Below are 20,878 nucleotides of genomic sequence, written 5' to 3'. Positions count from 1 at the left end.
CATGACACTCGACGACTTTCAATTCGCCAGCATCCTGGTATCGACCGTGCGCAATGCGCCCGTCCTGATCTTTGCCGCCATGGCCGGCCTGTTCGCCGAACGCAGCGGCATGATCGACATCGGCCTGGAAGGCAAGATCCTGGCCAGCGCCTTCGCTTCCGCCGCCGTCGCCTACACGACGCAAAACCCGTATTACGGCATGGCTGCAGGCATGCTCGTCTGCGTCGCCCTGGCCCTGCTGCAGGCGTACGTCAGCATCACGCAAAAGGGCAACCAGCTGGTGGCCGGCATGGCGATCAACATCGCCATGAGCGGCCTGACCTTCGTGCTGGCACAATTTTTCTTCCAGCAGGGCGGGCGCACGCCCGACCTCGGTTCGGCGCGACTGTTCGACGTCGTCTTGCCGGGCACGCAGTACGTGGAGCATATTCCCTTCATCGGCTGGGTGTATGCCCATCTGATCGGCGGCCATTCCATCCTCGTCTACGTGGCCTTCCTCTTGATCCCGCTCGTGCACTGGCTGCTGTACCACACGCGCTTCGGCCTGCGCCTGCGCGCCTGCGGCGAAAACCCGCATGCGGCCGACTCGGCCGGCGTGAGCGTGGAAGCGACGCGCTACCTGGCCATGCTGGTGGCGGGCATCCTGTGCTCGTTCTCGGGCGCGTATCTGGCCATCGTGCAAAGCGGCTTCTTCCTGCGCGACATGTCGGCCGGCGCCGGCTATCTGGCCCTGACGGCCATGGTGTTCGGCAACTGGCGCCCCGTCTACACCTTCCTCGGCTGCCTGATGTTCGGCTTCTTCGCCGCCATCCAGATTCAAATTGAAGGCGTGGACTTGCCCGTCGTGGGCCGCATCCCCGGCTCGCTGATCCAGATGGTGCCGTACGTCGTCACCGTGATCGTGCTGGCGGGCTTGATGGCGAAATCCATCGCGCCGAAGGCCATCGGCATCCCCTTTGTAAAATCGCGTTAAGAGCACCTGAGAAAATACCCATGGCGTCGTTGCCTTGCCTCGTCGTACATTCGTACTGCCTTCGGCAAGACGCCTAGCCCTGGGCATTTTTCAGGCGCTCCCTAAAATGACAAAAAGCGAAGCCTTTGGGCTTCGCTTTTTTTACGCCTGGGTAATCTCGTCCAGCGAGAAATACACGGGTAAACCGAGATCCTGCGCCACGGCCACCATCTGGTCCGCTCCGCCAGACGCACCGCCGATACGCAGCACGGCATCGCAGTGGCTCAATAAACGCGTCGCATGCGCGTGGAACAGTTCCTCGTACACGGCGTCACCCACCCGGGTGGAACCGGCCAGCGCCAGCATGGGCAAGGCCAGCCATTCACCGAGCACGGGCATGTGGCCCTTTTCATACAGGGGCAGGCAGACGGCTTCCATGGCTGCCACATTCGCCGCCATCAGGGCCGGGTCGTCGCCCGTGCCCGAACGGTAAGGGCCGGCTACGAGAATCTGCTGCCCCTGTTTGCCTGGCATCAAATGCAGCTGCGCATGCTGCAGCAGCATGATGGTCTTGCCGTCGCAGATGCGCCCGTCCGCCACCATCCGCAGCGCTTGCGCCAGCGGCAACTCCAGCACCTCGATGTCTTCGCCCTCGTGCGCCAGGCCGCCGCCGTCGCCGATGCGGCTGGCGGGGTCGTATTCGGCGACAAAGAAATGCAGGCGTTCCGTCACGGAACCGGGGCTCATGAAGGCTTGGAACACCTTGTGCACCTGCCCCACCCGGTAACCGGTTTCCTCTTCCACCTCCGCGCGGATGCGCTGCTCGGCGCTGGCTTCTTCCAGCAAGCCGGCGGCCGACTCGATGAGAAAACCATCGTGGCCTTCGCGGTAGGTAGGAAAGCGGAACTGGCGGATCAGGATCACCGTGCGTTTGGCCTTGTTGTAGAGCAGGATGGTGGCTCCGTCGCCACGGTCATAAGTTTCCCGCGTCTGCGTCTGCCATTCGCCATCGTGGCGCAGATAGTCGAACGTGGTCTTTTGCAGCAGATACCAGTCATGCGACAGGGTCTGCACCTGCTGGATGCGGACCCGTTCCTGCTTGCTATTTTCTTCGCGCATAGTGTCTCCTTGTGTTTACATGTGCTTGCCTTCGCCGACTTTATCATGCAAACTCGTGCAATATCAAGAAAATACAAGAACACTCAAGAAAAACCATGCTGACACATCAACGCAAACAATACCTGCTGGACATGCTCCAGCGCGAAGGGCAGATCGTCGCCAAGGCCGTCAGCGATAGTCTGGGCTTGTCGGAAGACACGATACGGCGCGACCTGCGCGAATTGGCGAAAGAAGGGCTATTGGAACGCGTGCACGGCGGCGCCCTCCCCTTGCTGCCAAGTTCGCCCGCGCTGGCGCCGTTTGCGGCCCGCGAACAGATTTCGCCCGAAGCCAAGCCCGCCATCGGACGCGCGGCAGGCGCCATGATACAAACGGGGCAAGTGGTGTTTCTCGATGGCGGCACGACCGCCGTGCAGCTGGCGCGCCAGCTGCCGCGCGATTTGCGCGCCACCGTCGTCACGCACAGCCCCTCGGTTGCCGTCGAGCTGGTGCATCACCCTTTCATCGAGGTGCTGATGCTGGGCGGACGCCTGTACAAACACTCGATCGTGGGCGTCGGCGCGGCCACCGTGGAAGCCATCGGTCGCATCCGCGCCGACCTGTATTTCATGGGTGTATCCAGTCTGCATCCGCAAGCGGGCATCACCACCGGTGATTACGAGGAAGCGTGCGTGAAACGCGCACTGAGCGAGGCGTCAAACCGCACCGTCGTGCTTGCCTCGTCGGAAAAGTTCAACACGGCCTCGCCGTTTCAAATCGCACCCATGAGCCAGGTCAACGATATCATCGTGCACCGCGACGTGGAAGACGCCCTGGTCGCGCCCTTCCGCGAGATGGGCATCGGCATCACCGTGGCATGAAAAAAGCGGCCCGCAGGCCGCTTTCGGATGACACCTTACTGCGGCCAAATCGCCTGCAGCACGGCAGCGAGGCGATAGCCCGCCTCGGTCAGCTGCTGCTTCGCCAGCGCCGAGCTGGGCACCGGGTAATTGTCCGGCACCGTCAAGCTCCACACATTATAGACATCGCCCTTGCGGCTGGTCTGCTGCGTGGCCGGTCCCGCCGCCACGTCCGTGAAAGCAATCTTGGACGCCGCCAGCGCGGCATCGGCCCACTGATACGGCCAGGTGGCGGGGTCGCCGCTGTTGGCGCTCACTTGTGGCTGGCTGGCGATCACGGTACGGGCGAACTGCTGCGGCGTGCGCGTGCTCAGGCGGCGCATGGCGTAATCGACGACGGTCGTATCCCAGTAGGAATGCAGGGGCCTGGTGGGCGACTTCGGATAGCTGCTGGCAGGCTTGGTATCGCCCGCTTCCGCCGGCAGCGGCGCGGGAATCACGGCGTCCGACAGGGCCGTCATCTTCGCATCGTCGAGCAGCAAGTCGTTGCCGCCGCGCGCATTGAAGATGGCGACGTCGTCGATCTGCGCCTGCGTGGCGGGCACGAAGAACTGGCCATCCTTGCCGAGAAATGCATTGCCTACATGTAGCGGCTGGTGGATATCGCCCACCAGGTGCGTGATCAGGATCAGCGCTTCGCGCTGGCTGAAACCGTGCGGATTGCTGGCCGCATCGGCCTTGCCCTGCAACACCAGGATCGCCCGCTTGAGCGTCTGCACGATATCGTCATCGGCCGTGCCCACGCCATGGTCGTGGTAATGCGCATGTTGAAAAGGCACGTTCGTGTAGTGATATTCGCCATGCTTGGGATTCGCCGCCACATAGCTCAACATCTCCGGCGATTGCGGGCCGCAATACGTGCCCTTCACGCAGTCGGGCCAGTTGGCGATCTTTTCAAGGCTTTCGCCGGGCAACAGCAACCTGGCCACCTGCGCCTGGGCCACGCTGCCCTTGAGCAATTGATCGGCGATGGCACCCACGGCGCGGTGGCCGTCATTGCCCCAGGCCAGCACATTGCCGGAAGCGAAAGCGGCACCCAGCGCCAGCACGCAGAGTAATTTTTTCATGTTCACCATTATTCCTTGCCTTGCGGCGCGGCCTTGGCCGGCTTCGGATACTGCTTGTTGATGTCGATCGGTTGCGCATACGCCGAGCTCCACGTCTGCTCATGCAGCGCGGCAATGCGCTGCGCCATGGCATCGTTACGCAGCACCACTTCCAGGTTGCGCGACAAATCGAAATAGCCGCCCGCCCAGTTGCTCGTGCCGACCCAGGCCAGCTTGCCATCGATGCTCATGGTCTTGCTGTGGATCACGCGCGCAAACGGGATGAAACCCGTCGAGGCCGTGGGAATCGTCACGATGCGGATTTCCACGTTCGGCACCAGGGCCAGGCTTTTCAGGTAGGCGATGGCCGGCGCTTCCGTATTCCAGGCGGACACCATCAGCTTGATTTTGACGCCACGCTGGGCGGCGGCGCGCACGGCGTTGTCGATCACGGCGTAGTACGGCCGCGTGCGGTTCGGGCCATACGACAGCGGCGCATAGTCGAGCAACTGGATGCGCACTTCGTTTTTCGCTTCCGCCAGCAGGGCGGGCAAGCCCGTTTCCGAGTCGCCCACGCCGGCCGGGTTGTAGGCGTTCGGGCTGGCCAGCAGGAAAGCGTTTTGCGCGTAATTGGCCGGCACGACCTTGCTGTTGAGCACCGTGGCGCGGCTGCCTTGCGACGTCAGCGCCTGGGCTTGCCAATCCTGTTCAAAAATCGCCTGCACCTGGCCCACCATGGCGGGTTCCGTGATCTTCAAGCCCGTTTCATGGATGTGCTCGAACGAGCGCCAGTCGAAGTTCTGGCTGCCGATGTACGCGACTTCACCATCGACGGCCAGGTATTTCGCGTGCACGATGCCGTTGCCCGTGATTTTATTGAAATCGATGAGGCGCAAGTCCAGGTTGGGAATCGCCTTGATGCGGGCGATGGTCGCCGCTTCCGACAGGCCCACGCCCTTCTGGTCCAGCAGGAAGCGGATCTTCACGCCGCGCTGGCCGGCGGCCGTCAAACTGGCCAGCACCTTTTCAAAGGCCGTGCCCGGTTTGCTGACGGCATAGAACTGGGCGATGACGATCTCTTTCTTGGCCGAATCGAACAGCTCGCGCCACACGGCGACGGGTTCGCGCAGGTCGGGATTGGTCAAGCTCGTTTCCACGGGCGAGGTGTGCACCAGCTCAAAGCCGGGTATCGTGAAATCGGCGTGGGCCGTGCCCGCGAACAGGGTAGTGACGAGCAGGGAAACAGATAAATGACGCATGGTTATTCCTTGTAGATTATTTGACGCGCACGATGCGGCCCGCCGCCGTGGCACTGCCGGCCGGTTTGCCGGCGCGCGCGCGGGCGATCAGGTAATCGCTGAAGGCGTCGATGTCGCGCACGCCCGTGTCGAGCCGGCGCGTGCCGGCCGCCAGCACGGTGAAGCGGTCGCCGCCGCCAGCGAGGAAACTGTTGGCGGCGACACGGTATTGTTGATTGTCTTCCAGAGGAATGCCATTGAGCATGATGCTGCCCGGCAGCACGCGCTGGCCCTGGGGCCGCGTGCTGTCCCAGCGATAAGTAAAACCTTCGGACACTTGCAGCAGATTGTTCTCCTCCGCTTCGGCGCCCGGCCATTGCTGCTCGAGCAAGGTACGGATTTGCGCGCCGGACAGACTGACGACGATCAGGGTATTGCCGAACGGGACAACTGCCTGGTTCTGACCCACATTCGTCATCAGGCCGGCACCCGCTTCCAGGTCCTTGCGGATGCCGCCATTGTTCATCAAGCCGATTTGTGCACCGGCAGCGCGTGCGCCGAACAGGGTGCTGTCGGCCACCAGGTCGCCCAGCGCGGAAGCGCCGCCGCCCTTGGTGCTGCGGCCCACGCTGGGCACGGCGATGGCGGCCACGGGGCGCGACAATTCGGCTGCGCTGCGCTGCTTGACCGATTCCAGGTAGGCTGCCACGGCAGGGTCCGGCTCATACATGCCTGGCAACATGACGACGTTTTGCGCGCTGGCATCAACAACGGCATTCTTGACGGGATCGACCTTAAGCTTGATGCGCGTCAACATGTGCCCGCCCATCTGTGCCTGCGTCACCAGCCGGCCATCGACGCGGCACAGATAGCCCTGGTGCGAATGGCCGCTGATGACCAGCTGGATGGCCGGGTCGAGGCGCTTGACCACGTCGACCACTTCGCCCTTCAGGTGGCTGCAGTCGGGCTGGTCGACGGCTTCCTTCGTCTCGCCGCCCTGGTGCAGCAGCACGACGAACACGCCCACGCCCTGCGCGCGCAACTGCGGCAAGGTGGCGTTGATGGCGTCCGCTTCATCGCCGAACTGCAGGCCGGCAATGCCGGCGGCCGTCACCACGGACGGCGTATCTTTCAGCACGGCGCCGATCAGGCCCACCTTGACGCCATGCGCCTCTTCGATGCGGTAGGCGGGCAGCAGGGACTTGCCCGTCTGCGTGTCAATGACATTGGCCGCCATATAGGTATAGCTGGCGCCCTTGAAGTCGGGCGTGAACTTGCAGGCCTTGTCGGCGCGCGATGACCCGCAACCGCCGCGCTGCTGGCGCAGCAATTCCGCCTTGCCCTGGTCAAATTCATGGTTGCCGACGGAGCTGGCTTTCATGCCCAGCATGTTCATGGCGACGATGCTCGGTTCGTCCGCCCACAGCGCCGACATGGCGGGGCTGGCGCCGATCAGGTCGCCATTGCCGACAAAAATCAGCTGCGCATCTTCGCGGCGCCACGCTGTCAATGCGCCGGATAAGGTATCGATGCCGCCCGCCTGCACCGTCTGGCTCCCGGCATCGGCAGCGCTCGTGTAGGTGAATTTGCTGCGGTCGAGGTTGCCGTGGAAGTCGTTCAGGGCGACCAGGTTCACTTCAATCGGGCCGCTGCGTGCAGCCTGTGGTGCGACAGCGAAATGGCTGCAGCCAGACAGGGTCAGAATCAGGGCCGCAGTGGCGACCCGAGTGCGTAGGAAGTGAGCCATGGGATCAATATGTAAAAAGAGAAAGGTTAAACGATCTTGTCTATAAAAAAAACGGCTGGTGTCGCCACCAGCCGTTTTTTACTTGCCAAGCTACGAGGCCGCTACGAGATTAGAACTCGTACTTGACCGTGGCCTGAATTGCCCATTGCGATTCGCCTTTGGCTTGACGCGTTTCCGTGCCTTCTACCGTTGGACGCGTGTTGTAGATATAACGACCTTGGGCATCGATACCGACGAAGTCGACAAAGCTGCGCACTTGCCCGCCTTGCGGTTGGAAAGCGATTTCGTTGATACGGCCCCACTTGCGGTTGATCATGTTGCCAACGTTCAACATATCAAAGGTAATGATGCCTTTGTTGCCTTTGAAGATGCCTGGAACTTCCTGGCTAAAGCGCATGTCGATGCTATTGGTCCATGGCGCAAAGCTCTTGTTGCGGTTCATGACTTTGCCAGCGGACTTGCGCAGATCGCCATTGCTGTTCACAACTGCCCAGAACGCCGCTTCATTGGCTGCGCTCTCAGCTGCAGTTTTGCCGTAGAACGCAACTTCGCCCGAGCCTGGTGCCTTTGGAATGTACATCAGGTCATTGCCTGCCAGGCCGTCGCCGTTCAAGTCATTATTGAAGGTCCAGCTATATGGCTTACCGCTACGACCTTCATAGAACAGGCCGAAACTGGTCTTGTACTCGCCAAAGAAGCGCTTCTGCCAGCTGACGTTGGCGGTAAAGCGGTCTTTCACCATATAGTTCGAGTTTGACGCGACGTTTTCGTTCGGGTTAAACGATGCACGGCCACCCCAGTTCGAGCTGGAGGTCGATGAGCTCAATGGTGACACTTCAGTAGCATCCGTGTACGTGTACGAAGTTCCCCACGACAAGCCATTGCGCATCGGGCTACGCACCGACAAGGTCAGCACATTACCTTCGCCTTTATCGGTCTTGGTTGCCATCAGTACCTGGCCAAATGCGGCATTATTGCCCGCCTTGGTATCGGCACGGCAGCCAGTCTTGCCATTCAAGATACCTTTGACAGTATCCCAGCAATCGACCTTGTAAGCATTTTCGCCCCAGTACAGCGCACGGCCATCGCTACCGGTTTTGGTCGGTGCGCCAAGGTTCAGCTCTTGGTAGTAGATCGCATCTTTGGTACGAGTGCGCAGGTATTCAGCGCCAAATACCAGTCCCATCCATGGCAGTTCATGCTCGAATGCCAGGTTGGCCTTCCAGACCGATGGCTGAGCCAGATCAGGACTAAGAACGTCAACCTTCATCGCAGGAACCGTGTCACCTACATTGGTCGGCTGGCGCAGTGGATCAATACTGAAGAACCCGTCGTTCGTTGGGCAAGCTTTGCCCGTGGAGCTGCAATTGAAGTTACGCAACGCTACGCCGGTATTCTGGTAGGGATTGCCCAGCCAGACAGCCATGGCAGCTCCTTGAAACAAGCCCATGCCGCCACGAATTTGTGTCGGGCGCGCCGAATCCAGCTTATAGTTGAAACCAAAACGCGGCTGGTACAGGTTTTCGCCATCAATGGTGTGCGTATTGTCGATGCCGAAACCACCGGTTTGACGACCAGCAACAACGGGGCCAACCGGCTGGGCAGCGATTGCATTGCGGATAGGTTTTTCACCGATGCGCGTGCCGTCGACGCGCAAGCCTGCCATCAGGGTCAGTTGCTTGTTGACGTTCCAGCTATCCTGTACGAACAGACCGATATTTTTCAGGGTAAAGCGGGCGATCGCATCGTCGAGTGAGCCGCCGGCAACTGGTGCCTGCAGGGTGTACGAGCTTGGACGACCGTTGCGGAAGTTTTCCAGCATCGCCGCTTGCCACTGGGCCGTTGTCGCCTTGGTGCAATCCAGCGCGAGGGTAGTAATACAGCCAAAGGTATAGTTACCATTGACGTTTTGCAAGAAGGCGTTATAGACCTCGGTTTTACTGAAATCAGTACCGAACTTGACGTCATGGTCGCCGAGCGCCCAGCTGGCGCCAAGGTAAGCGTCAAGCGTCTTGTTATTCAAGACATTCTTTTGACGGCTTGTTTCAGTGCCGAAGTTCAGGTAACGGCTGTCGGCAGCCTTGCCATCCGGTCCGGGACCGCTGAATTGCAGGCCAATCGAAGGCAGATAGGCATTGTTCTTCGGTACGCTGTCATATTTACGCGTCGACAGTTTTACTTCGGTGGAAAAGGTTGGCGTCCACTCGGAAGTCCACTGCGCAACGATCGTTTCCAAGCTCTTTTCCTGGGCATACCAGTAAGAACTCAGCGACAGACCTGTCTTGCTGAAACCAGGGAACATCGGCTCGGCCTGCTCAGTTTTCGAATAACGCAACATCATGCGTTGCGTATCCGTCAAGTTCCAGTCCAGCTTCAACAATTTTTCCGTTGCGGTAAATTCCGTACCGCCTGGAACCTCGGAGGTACCGATAGGAATACCGTATTTATCCTTGGCGATGGCGATGGCGCTGTCGATAGCAGCCTGAGGAATGAGAACGTTCGTCAGTGGACTGCCAATCGGGCCAAACGTTGGGGAACTACGGCTGCTGCTCGATTTTTCATAGTTCGCAAACAGGAACAATTTATCTTCGATCAGCGGACCGCCCAAGGTAATGCCTTTGGTGGTGTCCTTCGATTTTGGCGCATCGTAGTATTCACCGGTCGTGTCGTTGTAGCGCTCGCCCGACATCTTGTCATTGCGGAAGACGTAGTAGACGCTGCCCTTGACCTTGTTGGTACCCGACTTGGTGACGGCATTGATGTTGGCGCCCGTGTAACCTTTTTGCGTCACGTCATAGTTCGCGACGTTCACTTGCACCGACTGAATCGCTTCAACGGAAATCGGCTGCTTGCCGGTGGCGGTGCCGCTGGCTTCCAGGCCGAAAGTATCGTTCACGGCCACGCCATCGATGGTCATCGAGTTGTAGCGCGAGTTTTGGCCGGCAACGGAAATTTCACCGCGCTCTTTATCGGTTTGCGACAGGCGCGGGTCGGCACGTGCATAGTCTTGCAGGCTGCGCGAAATCGATGCCTGGGTTGCCAGTTCCGTTGGGCCGATGTTGGTGCCCGCACCCATGTTGCTGCGGTTAAAAATCTGTGCGCGTGCGCCCGTGCCCGTGACGTTCACGGTTTGCATCTGGGCGCCCAGGGTGGCGTCCACATTGGCCGTTTCCGCCAGCTGCACGTACACGCCTTCGCGTTTTTCCACTTCACCATTCTTGGTGATGGTGATGGTGTATGGACCGCCGGCGCGCAAGCCGCGGGCGACGTAGCGGCCTTCCGCATCGGTCGTCACATTGCTGACGGAACCCGATTCGGTATGCACGATGGTAACGGTGGCACCAGCTGCCGGCTTGCCGTCGGTGGCCGAGATACGGCCGCCGATGGAAGACGTAGTGTTCTGTGCGAACGATGGTGCCGCCGCCAGTGCAATAGACAGGCTGAACGCGATTTGCGTTAGCCGAAGTCGCTTGTGATTGATCATCTTTAACCCCAGAAAAGACTATTATTTTTGAACATCCTGGATTGCCCACCGTCCGGCTGCGCCGCACAGCAACACAAACACAAGATCTCCTCTTTACGATGCTGCAACTGTTACGCCGACGGGACTGGCTGCGGTCCTGACAAGACCATCACAAAACGCCGCTCCACACATCACAACTATTTATATCCAAACAATAACGGTGGAAAAAACTGCTACCGATGCGTATGACCCAGGGCGCTAGCACCTGTGTCATTCATCCCACATGCTTAGCCGGCCAACATGGCAAGCCGCGAGTGTAATTGTTAAATATTTCAAGACTGTGACACGGCGGCAAAATGCAGAAGAATGTCGTCATTTAGCTGCGCGACTGTTTGTTTCACTCTGCATCTCACCTTTATTTACTGCAAATACCCATCTTCTTACGATATCGCCCAGATGAATTGTGACTTTTTAATATCATCTTCATCTCACTATGCATCATCAAAAAATGGATGACAAATACGATTTTTTTTACATATTTATATATTTAAAATATAAATAGCATGGGGTAACTAGCTGGATTGATATCGTGCTGACAGCGTTCGGGCTTATGGCGCGAGATTATAAATGAGCAATATGTACTTGAAATTGATTCATCCAGGAAATTGGATAAAGTCGTGTATCTGCTGTTAATTGTGTCGCATGGCCGCCACAACATTAACAAAAACACATTGCAAGAAAGGGAGGGGAGAAATGGAAAACGGCCGGAAGATCCGGCCGCCCTGAGAGTATCAGTTGGGAACGTCGCGTAACTTACGGTTTGCCGCTCTTGCCTGCCTTGTCGGCCGCCGCAATTTGCGCTTCAAACCGGGTGAAACGGGCATCGAGCGCTTTCAGCAAACGCTGCTTGTCCGCTTCCGCCAGGAAGGAATAGCGCAAGCTGTTATACGACAACTTTTTGATTTCCGCATAATCGGTCTTGTACTGGCTGGCAAACAGCACGTATTCATTCGACAAGGTATTGCGCGACACGCCCGCGTCGTCCGTCGAGATCACGAAGGGCACGCCATACTTGCGGTACAGGGTGACCGGATGCGCCTGGCCCTTGATGCCAAGGATGTAATCGTTGCTGGTCAGGTTCACTTCTACAGGGATACCCCGCTCGCGCATCTTTTGCATGGTCGCCAGCGCATTGTGCTCGTAGGCGATATCCATGCCGTGGCCGATACGGTCGGCGCCCGCCACATCGACGGCTTCGGCGATATGGAAAGCCATGCCTTCCGGCGGCACCATGCCCAGCGCCAGCTCGCCCGCGTGCAGGGCGATCTTGACGTTCGGATATTTTGTCTTGAGGAACTTGAACATTTCCATGTGCAAGCTGTAATCGCGCATGGACACGTTCACGCTTTCCTGGCCCACGATGTTCACGCCCACCAGCAGCGGATTGAGGCTGGCCGCCTTGAACGCGGCCACCATGGACGAGAACACTTGCGATGGCGACAGGAAACGCAGCACATACGCCTGGTAGCGCATGGTGAAGTGCGCATCGTCGATGCCGGCGCTGCTGGCGTTCACATTGTCGTTATAGGCGGTGATGCTTTTCTGGAAGCTGGCGTCCTGGTCCAGGCTGGCGGTCCACTTGGCCAGCAGCGCTTGCAACGCGGCCGGCGGCAAGCCCGGCGCCAGCACTTGCTGGTCGAACTGCGCGTTTTGCACGAAGGGCGACAGCTCGAAAATCGTCTCGATGTAGCTGAGGTTTTCCGCGATGGCACGCTGCTTCAGCGTTTTCAGGCCATCGGCCGTATTCGTCGATGCCACGGGACCGAAGTAGCCGAAGGTGTCAAAAAAGGTACGGTCCGGCGGCGTCTGGACGGCGCCGTGGTTATAGAAATCCTTGGTCGACCAGCGCTGCAGCAATTCCGCATACAGGCCCGCATCGGCAAACACTTCCGTGGACGACAGGCAGCTGCGCTGTGCGGCCGGCTTGGCGCGCTCGGCCGCCACGACGTCCTTGTTGCTTTCGATGCGGTAGGTCGTCTTGTTGACGCAATAGTTTTCCTTGTCGACCCAGTCGAGAAATTGCTCGGCATAAATGGCGCCCGAGTAATGGTGATGCAAATCACCGCCCTTGGGCATCATGGAAAAGAACAGGCTCAACTCGGCTGTCTTCGGCTGTGCACCGGACACCAGGGCGGCAAAATGGCGCGCCGTGGCCGCTTCGTTGGAAGACGGAGTGGCCACGGCCTTGGCGGCTTGCGCCGTTCCGGTCAATGCCAGCGCGGCGCCAAGCGCCAGGCCAGTGAGTTTCTTGTGCATTCGCGTTCTCGCTCAGGATAATTCGTGTTGAACAACGGGTAGGTCAGCCCTGCCCCCGCACATGCACGCATTGCCCGCCTGAATAAGTGGCGGCCACGGCGCGGTCGTCGCCCAGCAGCGCGAAGGCAAACAGCAATTCCTCCAGGCTTTGACAGCCAGCCGTGCGGCGCTCGAGCAGCGGCGTCGCTTGCTTGTCGAGCACGATGAAGTCCGCTTCCGTGCCTGCCGTGAAATTGCCCAGGGTGCCTTCCAGCTGCATGGCGCGCGCGGCGCCCAGGGTCGCCAGGTAAAACATGCGCAAGGCAGGCAGGTAGCTGCCTTTCAAGCGTGCTACTTTATAGGCTTCGTTCATGGTTTGCAACATCGAGAACGAGGTGCCGCCGCCCACGTCCGTCGCCAGCGACAGCAGCACGCGCGCCGCGTCGGCCCGCTCGAAATCGAACAGGCCGCTACCGAGGAACAGGTTGGATGTAGGACAAATGGCGGCCGCCGAGGACGTTTCAGCCATGCGCGCGCGGTCGCGCTCATCGAGCCAGATGCAGTGGCCGAACATGGCGCGCGGGCGCAGCATGCCGTAGTGGTCATACACATCGAGGTAGCTGCGCGCCTGCGGATGCAGTTCACGCACCCAGCGGCATTCATCCTCGTTTTCCGACACGTGGGTTTGCAGATAGGTATCCGGATAGGCGCGCGCCAGCTCGCCCGCCAGGTGCATCTGTTCATTTGTCGATGTCGGCACGAAGCGGGGCGTGATCGCATACAGCGAGCGGCCGTGCTTGTGCCAGCGGCGTATCAACTCCTCGCTTTCACGTGCGCCGGACTCGGCCGTGTCGCGCAGGAACTCGGGGCAGTTGCGGTCCATCATGACCTTGCCCGCCACCATGCGCAAGCCGCGTGCCTCGCTGGCGCCAAAGAAGGCATCGACCGATTGCGGATGCACGCTGCCATACACCATGGCCGTCGTGGTGCCGCAGCGCAGCAGTTCATCGAGAAAGAACTCGGCGACATCGCGCCCATGCTCGGGATTCTCAAACGCGCGCTCGGTAGGGAAGGTGTACGTTTCCAGCCATGGCAGCAAACCGGGCGCGGGCGAGGCGATCATTTCCGTCTGCGGGAAATGCAGATGGGTATCAATGAAACCCGGCACGATCAGCTTGTCCCGGTAATCGACGATCTCGGTGCCAGGCGGCAAAGTGGCTTGCAGCTGCGCGTAATCGCCGGCCGCGACGATCTTGCCGTCGGCCACGATCAGCAAGCCATCCGCATGCCAGGCGTGCGCATCCTCATTAAAAGCGGGATCGGCGTGGAAGTGCAGCAAGCTGGCTCGGTAGGCTTGCAATGTGGCAGGAACAATCGGCATGACTTCTTTCTATAACGGATGAATGGCGGCGCGTGTCCGGCGGCGCGGTGGCGCGCCGGCAGAAGCCAGCCGCAGCGGTGCGGCCAAGGCGGCCGCGGCCGCTTCCTCCCACACCATCAGTAATTGACAGGCAACGGAGGCGGCGATCACGGCCGGCGCCTTGTTGCGGATGCCGGGCATGCCGATCGGACACACCATGGCCGCAATGCGCTCGTCCGGCACGCCGCGCGCCTGCAGCCGGTGCTCGAACTGCTTGCGCTTGGTGTGCGAACCGATCAGCCCGAACCAGCCCGCATCCTCGCGCTCCATGATGGCTTGCGTCAAGCGTTGATCGAGCGCATGACTATGCGTCATGACGAGAAAACTGCCGCCAGGCGGCGCCATGGCAACGAATTCCTCGGGCGTGTCGGTGGCGGCGATGCGCACATTATCGGGCAACCCCGCAGGCAACGCTGCGGAAAACATGTCTTCGCGTTCATCGACCCAGGTGACATTGCAGGGCAAGTGGGCCAGCGCGCGCACGATGGCCGCGCCCACGTGGCCGGCGCCGAACAGGGTCAGATGGGCGCGCGGCGCCAAGCAGCGATCGACCAGCCAGCGCCGCCCTTCACTCCCCTGCGCGACATGGGTTGCGCGCTCGCGTGAAAACGTATCGGGCGCCTGGCCTGGCGTGCCGGCGATCAAGCGACCGTCAGCATCGAACAGCGCAGAGGCGGGTTCGCCATCGACCGCCGTCAGGCGCCAACTATCCTGCTGGCGGCGTTCGCGCAAAGCAGCCAGCAATTCTATCAGGCCGGCATCGACATATTCAAATGCCAGGTGGACGACGCCGCCGCAGCATTGGCCCAGGCTGGGGCCCAGCGCAAAACGCTCGAGCCGCGCATGCGTGTCTCCTGTCGCCAGCATGGTCTTGGCGATTTCGACGGCACGCAATTCCAGGTGACCGCCGCCGATGGTGTCGACCTGGCCATCGAGGGTGACGCGCATCTTCGCGCCCGCCTCGCGCGGCCCGGAACCTTCGACCAGGGCCACCGTCACCAGCACGGATGCCTGCGTGTCGTTGTCCATCACTGTCAGCCAGTCGCTCATCGTCTGCTCCTAGGCGCCGACATGCGCCGCTTGGACGGCCATGACCGCCTTGAGGATTTCCTCGCTGGTGGCCGGTGCATTCAGCGGCGGCTGCACGGCGTGATGGCCCACGCTGGAAATGGCGTCGCGGATGGCGAAGAACACGGAAAACGGCAACAGCAGCGGCGGCTCACCCACGGCCTTGGAACGGTGGATACTGTCTTCCACATTGCGGTTCTGGAACAGTTTCACACGGAAATCTTCCGGGCAATCGGAAATGCCGGGAATTTTATAGGTCGATGGCGCGTGCGTCATCAGCTTGCCTGCCGCATTCCACCACAACTGCTCCGTCGTCAGCCAGCCCATGCCCTGGATAAACGCGCCTTCCACTTGCCCCAGATCTATCGCGGGATTGAGCGACTGGCCCGCATCGTACAAGGCATCGGCGCGCAGCAGTTTCCACTCGCCCGTCAGGGTATCGACCACCACTTCGGCCACGGCCGCGCCATAGGCATAGTAGGAGAACGGATGGCCCGTCATCGTTTTCGCATCCCACGACAGCCCGGGCGTGGCATAAAAACCATCGGACCACAATTGCACTCTCGCCAGATACGCCTTCTGCACCAGCTCGGCAAACGGCACGACGTGACCATGGACGTGGATATGGTTGTCGAAGAAGCGCACAGTGCCAGCGTCGCCACCGTACAGTTTGACCGCGTAATCGGCCAGACGTTCGCGGATCTGGCGCGCCGCATCCTGCGCCGCCTTGCCATTCAGGTCGGCGCCGGTGGATGCCGCCGTGGCCGACGTGTTCGCCACCTTGCTGGTGTCGGTGGCCGTGGCCCGCACGCATTCGAGGTCCAGTCCCAGCTCGTGCGCCACCACCTGCATCACCTTGGTATTGATGCCCTGCCCCATTTCCGTGCCGCCATGATTGACCAGCACGGAGCCATCCACGTACACGTGCACGAGGGCGCCGGCCTGGTTCAGGTGCGTGACGTTGAAGGCGATGCCGAATTTCAAGGGCGTGAATGCCAGGCCCTTCTTCAAGACAGGGCTGGCTTCGTTGAACGCATCGATGGCGCGGCGGCGCGCGCGGTAGTCGCTGCTCTCTTCCAGTTCCGCGACGAGCTCATGGATGACATTGTCGACGATTTTTTGCCCGTACGGCGTGACGTTGCGCCCTTCCGCATCGTTGCGGCCATAGAAATTGAGCAGGCGGATATCGAGCGCATCGCGTTGCAAATGGCGGGCGATTTCATCGATCACATACTCGATGGCAATGGCGCCCTGCGGCCCGCCGAAGCCCCGAAAAGCCGTGTTCGACTGGGTATTCGTCTTGCCGCAGGCGGCGCGGATATCCACGTCGGACAAATAATAGGTGTTGTCGAAGTGGCAGACGGCGCGCGTGGCGACGGGGCCGGACAAGTCCGCCGAATAGCCGGCACGCGTGGTCATGTCGACCTTGGCAGCCAGAATTTTACCGTCGTCGTCGTAGCCGACTTCGTATTCATAGTAAAAACAGTGGCGCTTGCCCGTCACCAGCATATCGTCGTCGCGGTCGGCGCGCAGTTTCACGGGGCGCTTCAGTTTGGCTGCCGCAATCGATGCGGCCGCCGCCCACAGGGCCGACTGCGATTCCTTGCCGCCGAAACCGCCGCCCATGCGCCGGCATTCGACCGTAATGTTGTGCGAATGCACGCCCAGCGCATGCGCCACCACGTGCTGCATCTCGCTCGGATGCTGGGTCGAACACAGCACCAGCATGCCCTGCGCTTCCTTCGGAATGGCGTAGGAAATCTGTCCTTCCAGATAAAACTGTTCCTGGCCGCCCACATACAGCTGGCCCTTGACCACATGCGGCGCCTTCTCGAACGCGGCCTGGTAATTACCGCGCGTCAGCTGCATGGGCGGCAGCACATACGATTGCGCCGCCTTGGCCGCCTGCGGCGTCATGATGGCGGGCAATTCGTCATAGCTCACTTGCGCCAGGCGCGCGGCGCGGCGCGCATGGTCGTGCGTATCGGCCACCACGATGAAGATGGGCTGGCCCACGTATTGCACCAGATCAGCAGCCAGGATGGGATCGTCGTGGATGATGGGGCCGCAATCATTGGTGCCGGGAATGTCCTGCGCCGTGTAGACTGCGACAACACCGGCAGCGGCGCGCACGGCCGATAAATCCATGGCCGTGATGCGCGCATGCGGCTTTTGCGACAGGCCCAGCGCCGCGTGCAAGGTGCCTTGCAATTCGGCGATATCGTCCGTGTAGGTGGCTTGCCCCAGCACATGCAGTTGCGCCGATTCATGGGGGCTGGGCTTGCCCACGGCGCTCCAGGCGGCCGCTTGCAGTTCGGGCGTGGCAGGATGGTTCATGCTGGTCCTTTCAGGCGCGGCAAGCGTAGGCGTTAAGGGACGTCGGGGGCAAAGGCGCACCGGGACGGGTTTCCAGCCAGAAGCGGCGCAACAGGTTCTGCGCCGTCGTCATGCGGTAGGTGTTCGACGCGCGCATGTCGGACAGGGGCGCGTAATCGTCGGCCAACAAGCGCATGGCGATGAGCAAATTGTCTTCCGTCCACGCCTGTCCACGCAAAAACGCTTCCGTTTGCGCGGCGCGCTGCGGCGTGGCCGCCATGCCGCCAAAGGCGATGCGCGCATCGACGATGCGCTCGCCATCGAGTTCAAACGCGAACGCGGCGCACACGGCCGAGATATCCTGGTCGAAGCGCTTCGCCAGTTTATACGTGCGGAACTGCACCTCGGCACGGGGCAAGGGCACGTGCACGGCTTCGACGAATTCGCCGGGCTGCAAGTCTTTCTTCTGATAACCCAAATAGAACTTTTCAAGCGGCATGATCCGCTGTCCGGCAGGACCGCGCAGCACGATATCGCTGCCCAGCGCAATCAGCCACGGCATCGAGTCGCCGATGGGCGAACCATTCGCCACATTGCCGCCCAGGGTACCCGCGTTGCGGATCGGCAAGGAAGCAAAACGCTGCCACAGTTCCGACAATTCGTCCGGATAATGCCGGCACAGCGCCGCATACGCATCGTTCAGGCTGGCGCCAGCGCCGATGTGCAGCTTGCCGTCAACAATGCCGATGGTTTTCAGCGCAGCCACGTTGCCCAGATAAATGATGTCGCCCAGGTCGCGCAGTTGCTTGGTCACCCACAGGCCAATATCGGTGGAGCCGGCCAGCAGGCAGGCCTGCGGCTTTTCCGCGCGCAGCGCCACCAGTTCCTCAATGGTACGCGGCGCATGGAAGTGCTGGCCGCCATGTTCATACGTGCTCACGCTAGCGCGCTGCAGCGCTTGCAATTGCTGCGCCAGGGCATCCCGATCAAACGTGACATGCGGCAATTCACCCATGCGCCTGGCCGCGTCGATGATGGGCCGGTAACCGGTGCAGCGGCACAGATTGCCCGACAGCGTATCGTCGATTTCGCAGCGCGTGGGCGTGGCGCCGTTTTTCTGCAGATACATGCCCCACAGCGACATGACAAAGCCGGGCGTGCAAAAACCGCATTGCGAACCATGGCACTCGACCATCGCCTGCTGCACCGGATGCAGGGCGCCGTCGGGCTGCTGCAAGTCTTCCACGGAAAACAGGGCTTTGCCATCGAGCGTCGGCGTCAGCTGAATGCAGGCGTTGACGGCCTTCATCTCGACCTGGCCGTCAACCAGGCTGCCGATGACGACGGTGCAAGCGCCGCAATCGCCCTCGGCGCAGCCTTCCTTGGTACCCATGCAATGCAAATCCTCGCGCAGGTGCTGCAACACAGTCTGCGTAGGGGCGGCGTTGCGTACTTCCTGTACGGCACCACGGTAGTAAAAGCGGATCGGTTCTGACATGCTGGCCTCGGTATAGTCCCAGTGTAGGAGATTAACACCGGCATATGGGACAACTATATGCAAAGACTGATTTTACTTATCATCCAATATCAATACTTATCAGACACTCTCAGACAATGCAGGGATGCGTCGCATGCCAGTGTTCGGCAATATCGATGCGGCGCGTGATCCACACTTGCTCATGGCACTGCACATAGTCGAGGAAGCGCGCCAGCGCAGCGGCCCGTCCCGGCCGCCCCACCAGGCGGCAATGCAGGCCGATGGACAGCATCTTCGGCTGATTCAGACCGTTCGGATCGCCTTCCGCGTACAGCACGTCGAAGGCATCCTTCAGGTAATCAAAAAACTGTGTGCCCGAATTAAAACCTTGCATGGCGGCAAAGCGCATGTCGTTCGTGTCCAGGGTATAAGGTACGATCAGCTGGGGCTGCATGGCCGGCATGCCGGCCGCATCCGTGTACGCCACTTTTTCCCAGAATGGCAAGTCATCGCCGTAATAATCGGCGTCGTAGCGGAAGCCGCCATGCTCGACCACCAGTTTGCGCGTATTTGGAGAGTCGCGCCCCGTGTACCAACCTTGCGGGGCAGAGCCCGTCAATTCGCGGATGATCTGCACGGCCTCGCGCATGTGTGCGCGCTCCGTCGCTTCATCCAAGTTTTGATAGGAAATCCAGCGCAAGCCGTGACAGGCGATTTCATGGCCCAGTTCCTGGAAGGCGGCCACCGCCTCGGGATTGCGCTTCAGGGCCATCGAGACGCCAAACACGGTCAACGGCAGGCGCCGCTCCTCGAACATGCGCAGCAAGCGCCATAATCCGGCGCGCGAACCGTATTCATAAATCGACTCCATGCTCAGGTGGCGCGCAGGAAAAGCCGCCGCTCCGATCATTTCCGACAAAAACGTTTCCGAGGCGGCATCGCCATGCAGCACGCTGTTTTCCGCCCCTTCCTCGTAATTGAGGACGAATTGCAGGGCGATGCGGGCTTTTCCCGGCCATTGAGGGTGAGGTGGCGTGCGGCCATAGCCGATCAAATCGCGCGGATAATTTTCATAAGTGCTCATGCGGTGGCTCGCCTATAGGAGACAATGTTGGTTATATGCCCAATCATATAGCCAGCCGCTGATGCAGGTATATGATTTGCAAGATAAGCACATTCACTCACCCTATATACAGGATAGCAAATGGGAAAACTCAGCACGCATGTACTCGATATCGCCCACGGCAGGCCGGGAGCCGGCGTCAAGGTGGCCCTGTTTTCAGTCGCGCCGGAAGGCAAAGTGTTGTTGAAGATGGATATGACCAATAGCGACGGCCGTTGCAGCTCGCCCTTGCTGGAAGGCGACAGCATGAAGGCGGGCCAGTATGAGCTGGTGTTCAACGCAGGGGACTACTTCGCCGCCCAAGGCGTGGAATTGCCCTCGCCCCGCTTCATCGATCTGGTGACCCTGTCCTTCGGCATTGCGCATACGGATGAGAACTACCACGTGCCGCTGGTGGTATCGCCGTGGTCATACTCGACCTATCGCGGTAGCTGATCCCACCATACCAACAATGTTGTCGGATTACGCGCTGCGCGCTAATCCGACCTACCCGACCTACCCGGTTTGGTCGATGTCGGCCGGTGTTGGCCGGGGTAGGTCGGATCAGGCGTAGGCCGGCGTAGGTCGGCTTAGCGCAGCGTAAGCCGACAGCACCAGCGGCGTATCCAAGCGCCAGACGTAAAAAAACCCCAACCGGATCACCGGAAGGGGTTTTTTCGAATAACAAGCCTGACGATAACCTACTTTCACACTGGTTGCAGCACTATCATCGGCG

13 protein-coding genes and 1 pseudogene are annotated in these 20,878 nt (G+C 60.3%); 3 read left to right on the top strand and 11 right to left on the bottom strand.

Annotated features, from left to right (window positions below; genetic code table 11):
- Window position 1: 1 nt before the first annotated feature.
- Entirely contained in the window at window positions 2-973 is a 972-nt protein-coding gene (locus tag JAB8_RS19660; RefSeq protein ID WP_034754516.1) for an ABC transporter permease, read from the top strand.
- Window positions 974-1,486: 513 nt separating this feature from the next.
- Here the strand turns inward: JAB8_RS19660 and JAB8_RS29965 are convergent.
- Window positions 1,487-2,071 (bottom strand): annotated as a pseudogene (locus JAB8_RS29965) (NUDIX domain-containing protein); the annotation flags it as partial.
- 95 nt (window positions 2,072-2,166) lie between these two features.
- On the opposite strand from JAB8_RS29965, the gene JAB8_RS19650 reads away from it, so the two are divergent.
- A complete protein-coding gene (locus JAB8_RS19650; RefSeq protein ID WP_070291089.1) occupies window positions 2,167-2,931 on the top strand; it encodes a DeoR/GlpR family DNA-binding transcription regulator in 765 nt (254 codons plus the stop codon).
- Between the two features lie 35 nt (window positions 2,932-2,966).
- Here JAB8_RS19650 and JAB8_RS19645 read toward each other — a convergent pair whose 3' ends face one another.
- The 10 genes from JAB8_RS19645 to puuE form a co-directional block, all read right to left on the bottom strand.
- The gene (locus JAB8_RS19645) at window positions 2,967-4,037 is read right to left on the bottom strand and encodes a S1/P1 nuclease (RefSeq protein WP_070291199.1); all 1,071 of its coding nucleotides are present in this window, start codon (window positions 4,035-4,037) and stop codon (window positions 2,967-2,969) included.
- An 8-nt stretch (window positions 4,038-4,045) separates the two neighbouring features.
- A complete protein-coding gene (locus JAB8_RS19640) occupies window positions 4,046-5,275 on the bottom strand; it encodes a phospholipase D-like domain-containing protein (RefSeq protein ID WP_070291088.1) in 1,230 nt (409 codons plus the stop codon).
- Between the two features lie 16 nt (window positions 5,276-5,291).
- On the bottom strand, window positions 5,292-7,001 hold the full coding sequence (locus JAB8_RS19635; protein ID WP_070291087.1) for a bifunctional metallophosphatase/5'-nucleotidase: 1,710 nt from the start codon (window positions 6,999-7,001) through the stop codon (window positions 5,292-5,294).
- A 109-nt stretch (window positions 7,002-7,110) separates the two neighbouring features.
- Window positions 7,111-10,485 carry a TonB-dependent receptor gene (locus JAB8_RS19630; protein ID WP_070219329.1) on the bottom strand — a complete coding sequence of 1,125 codons (3,375 nt, stop codon included), beginning with the start codon at window positions 10,483-10,485 and terminating at the stop codon, window positions 7,111-7,113.
- Between the two features lie 792 nt (window positions 10,486-11,277).
- Entirely contained in the window at window positions 11,278-12,780 is a 1,503-nt protein-coding gene (locus JAB8_RS19625; RefSeq protein WP_070291086.1) for a hypothetical protein, read from the bottom strand.
- A 43-nt stretch (window positions 12,781-12,823) separates the two neighbouring features.
- On the bottom strand, window positions 12,824-14,140 hold the full coding sequence (guaD, locus tag JAB8_RS19620) for a guanine deaminase (RefSeq protein WP_070291085.1): 1,317 nt from the start codon (window positions 14,138-14,140) through the stop codon (window positions 12,824-12,826).
- Window positions 14,141-14,149: 9 nt separating this feature from the next.
- Window positions 14,150-15,229, bottom strand: coding sequence for a xanthine dehydrogenase accessory protein XdhC (xdhC, locus tag JAB8_RS19615; RefSeq protein ID WP_070291084.1), 1,080 nt, complete (start codon window positions 15,227-15,229; stop codon window positions 14,150-14,152).
- A gap of 9 nt (window positions 15,230-15,238) precedes the next feature.
- Window positions 15,239-17,584 carry a xanthine dehydrogenase molybdopterin binding subunit gene (gene xdhB / locus JAB8_RS19610; RefSeq protein ID WP_070291083.1) on the bottom strand — a complete coding sequence of 782 codons (2,346 nt, stop codon included), beginning with the start codon at window positions 17,582-17,584 and terminating at the stop codon, window positions 15,239-15,241.
- A gap of 10 nt (window positions 17,585-17,594) precedes the next feature.
- A complete protein-coding gene (gene xdhA / locus JAB8_RS19605) occupies window positions 17,595-19,061 on the bottom strand; it encodes a xanthine dehydrogenase small subunit (protein ID WP_070291082.1) in 1,467 nt (488 codons plus the stop codon).
- Between the two features lie 109 nt (window positions 19,062-19,170).
- Window positions 19,171-20,124 carry an allantoinase PuuE gene (gene puuE, locus JAB8_RS19600; protein WP_070291081.1) on the bottom strand — a complete coding sequence of 318 codons (954 nt, stop codon included), beginning with the start codon at window positions 20,122-20,124 and terminating at the stop codon, window positions 19,171-19,173.
- Window positions 20,125-20,244: 120 nt separating this feature from the next.
- On the opposite strand from puuE, the gene uraH reads away from it, so the two are divergent.
- Window positions 20,245-20,598, top strand: a complete 354-nt coding sequence (gene uraH, locus JAB8_RS19595; RefSeq protein ID WP_034785620.1) for a hydroxyisourate hydrolase — start codon at window positions 20,245-20,247, stop codon at window positions 20,596-20,598.
- Window positions 20,599-20,878: the final 280 nt, after the last annotated feature.

This window comes from Janthinobacterium sp. HH106, from assembly GCF_001758725.1.
Classification (GTDB): Bacteria; Pseudomonadota; Gammaproteobacteria; order Burkholderiales; family Burkholderiaceae_D; genus Janthinobacterium.
Note: the sequence above shows the minus strand (reverse complement) of the source record. Positions and strands in the feature narration are given on the sequence as shown.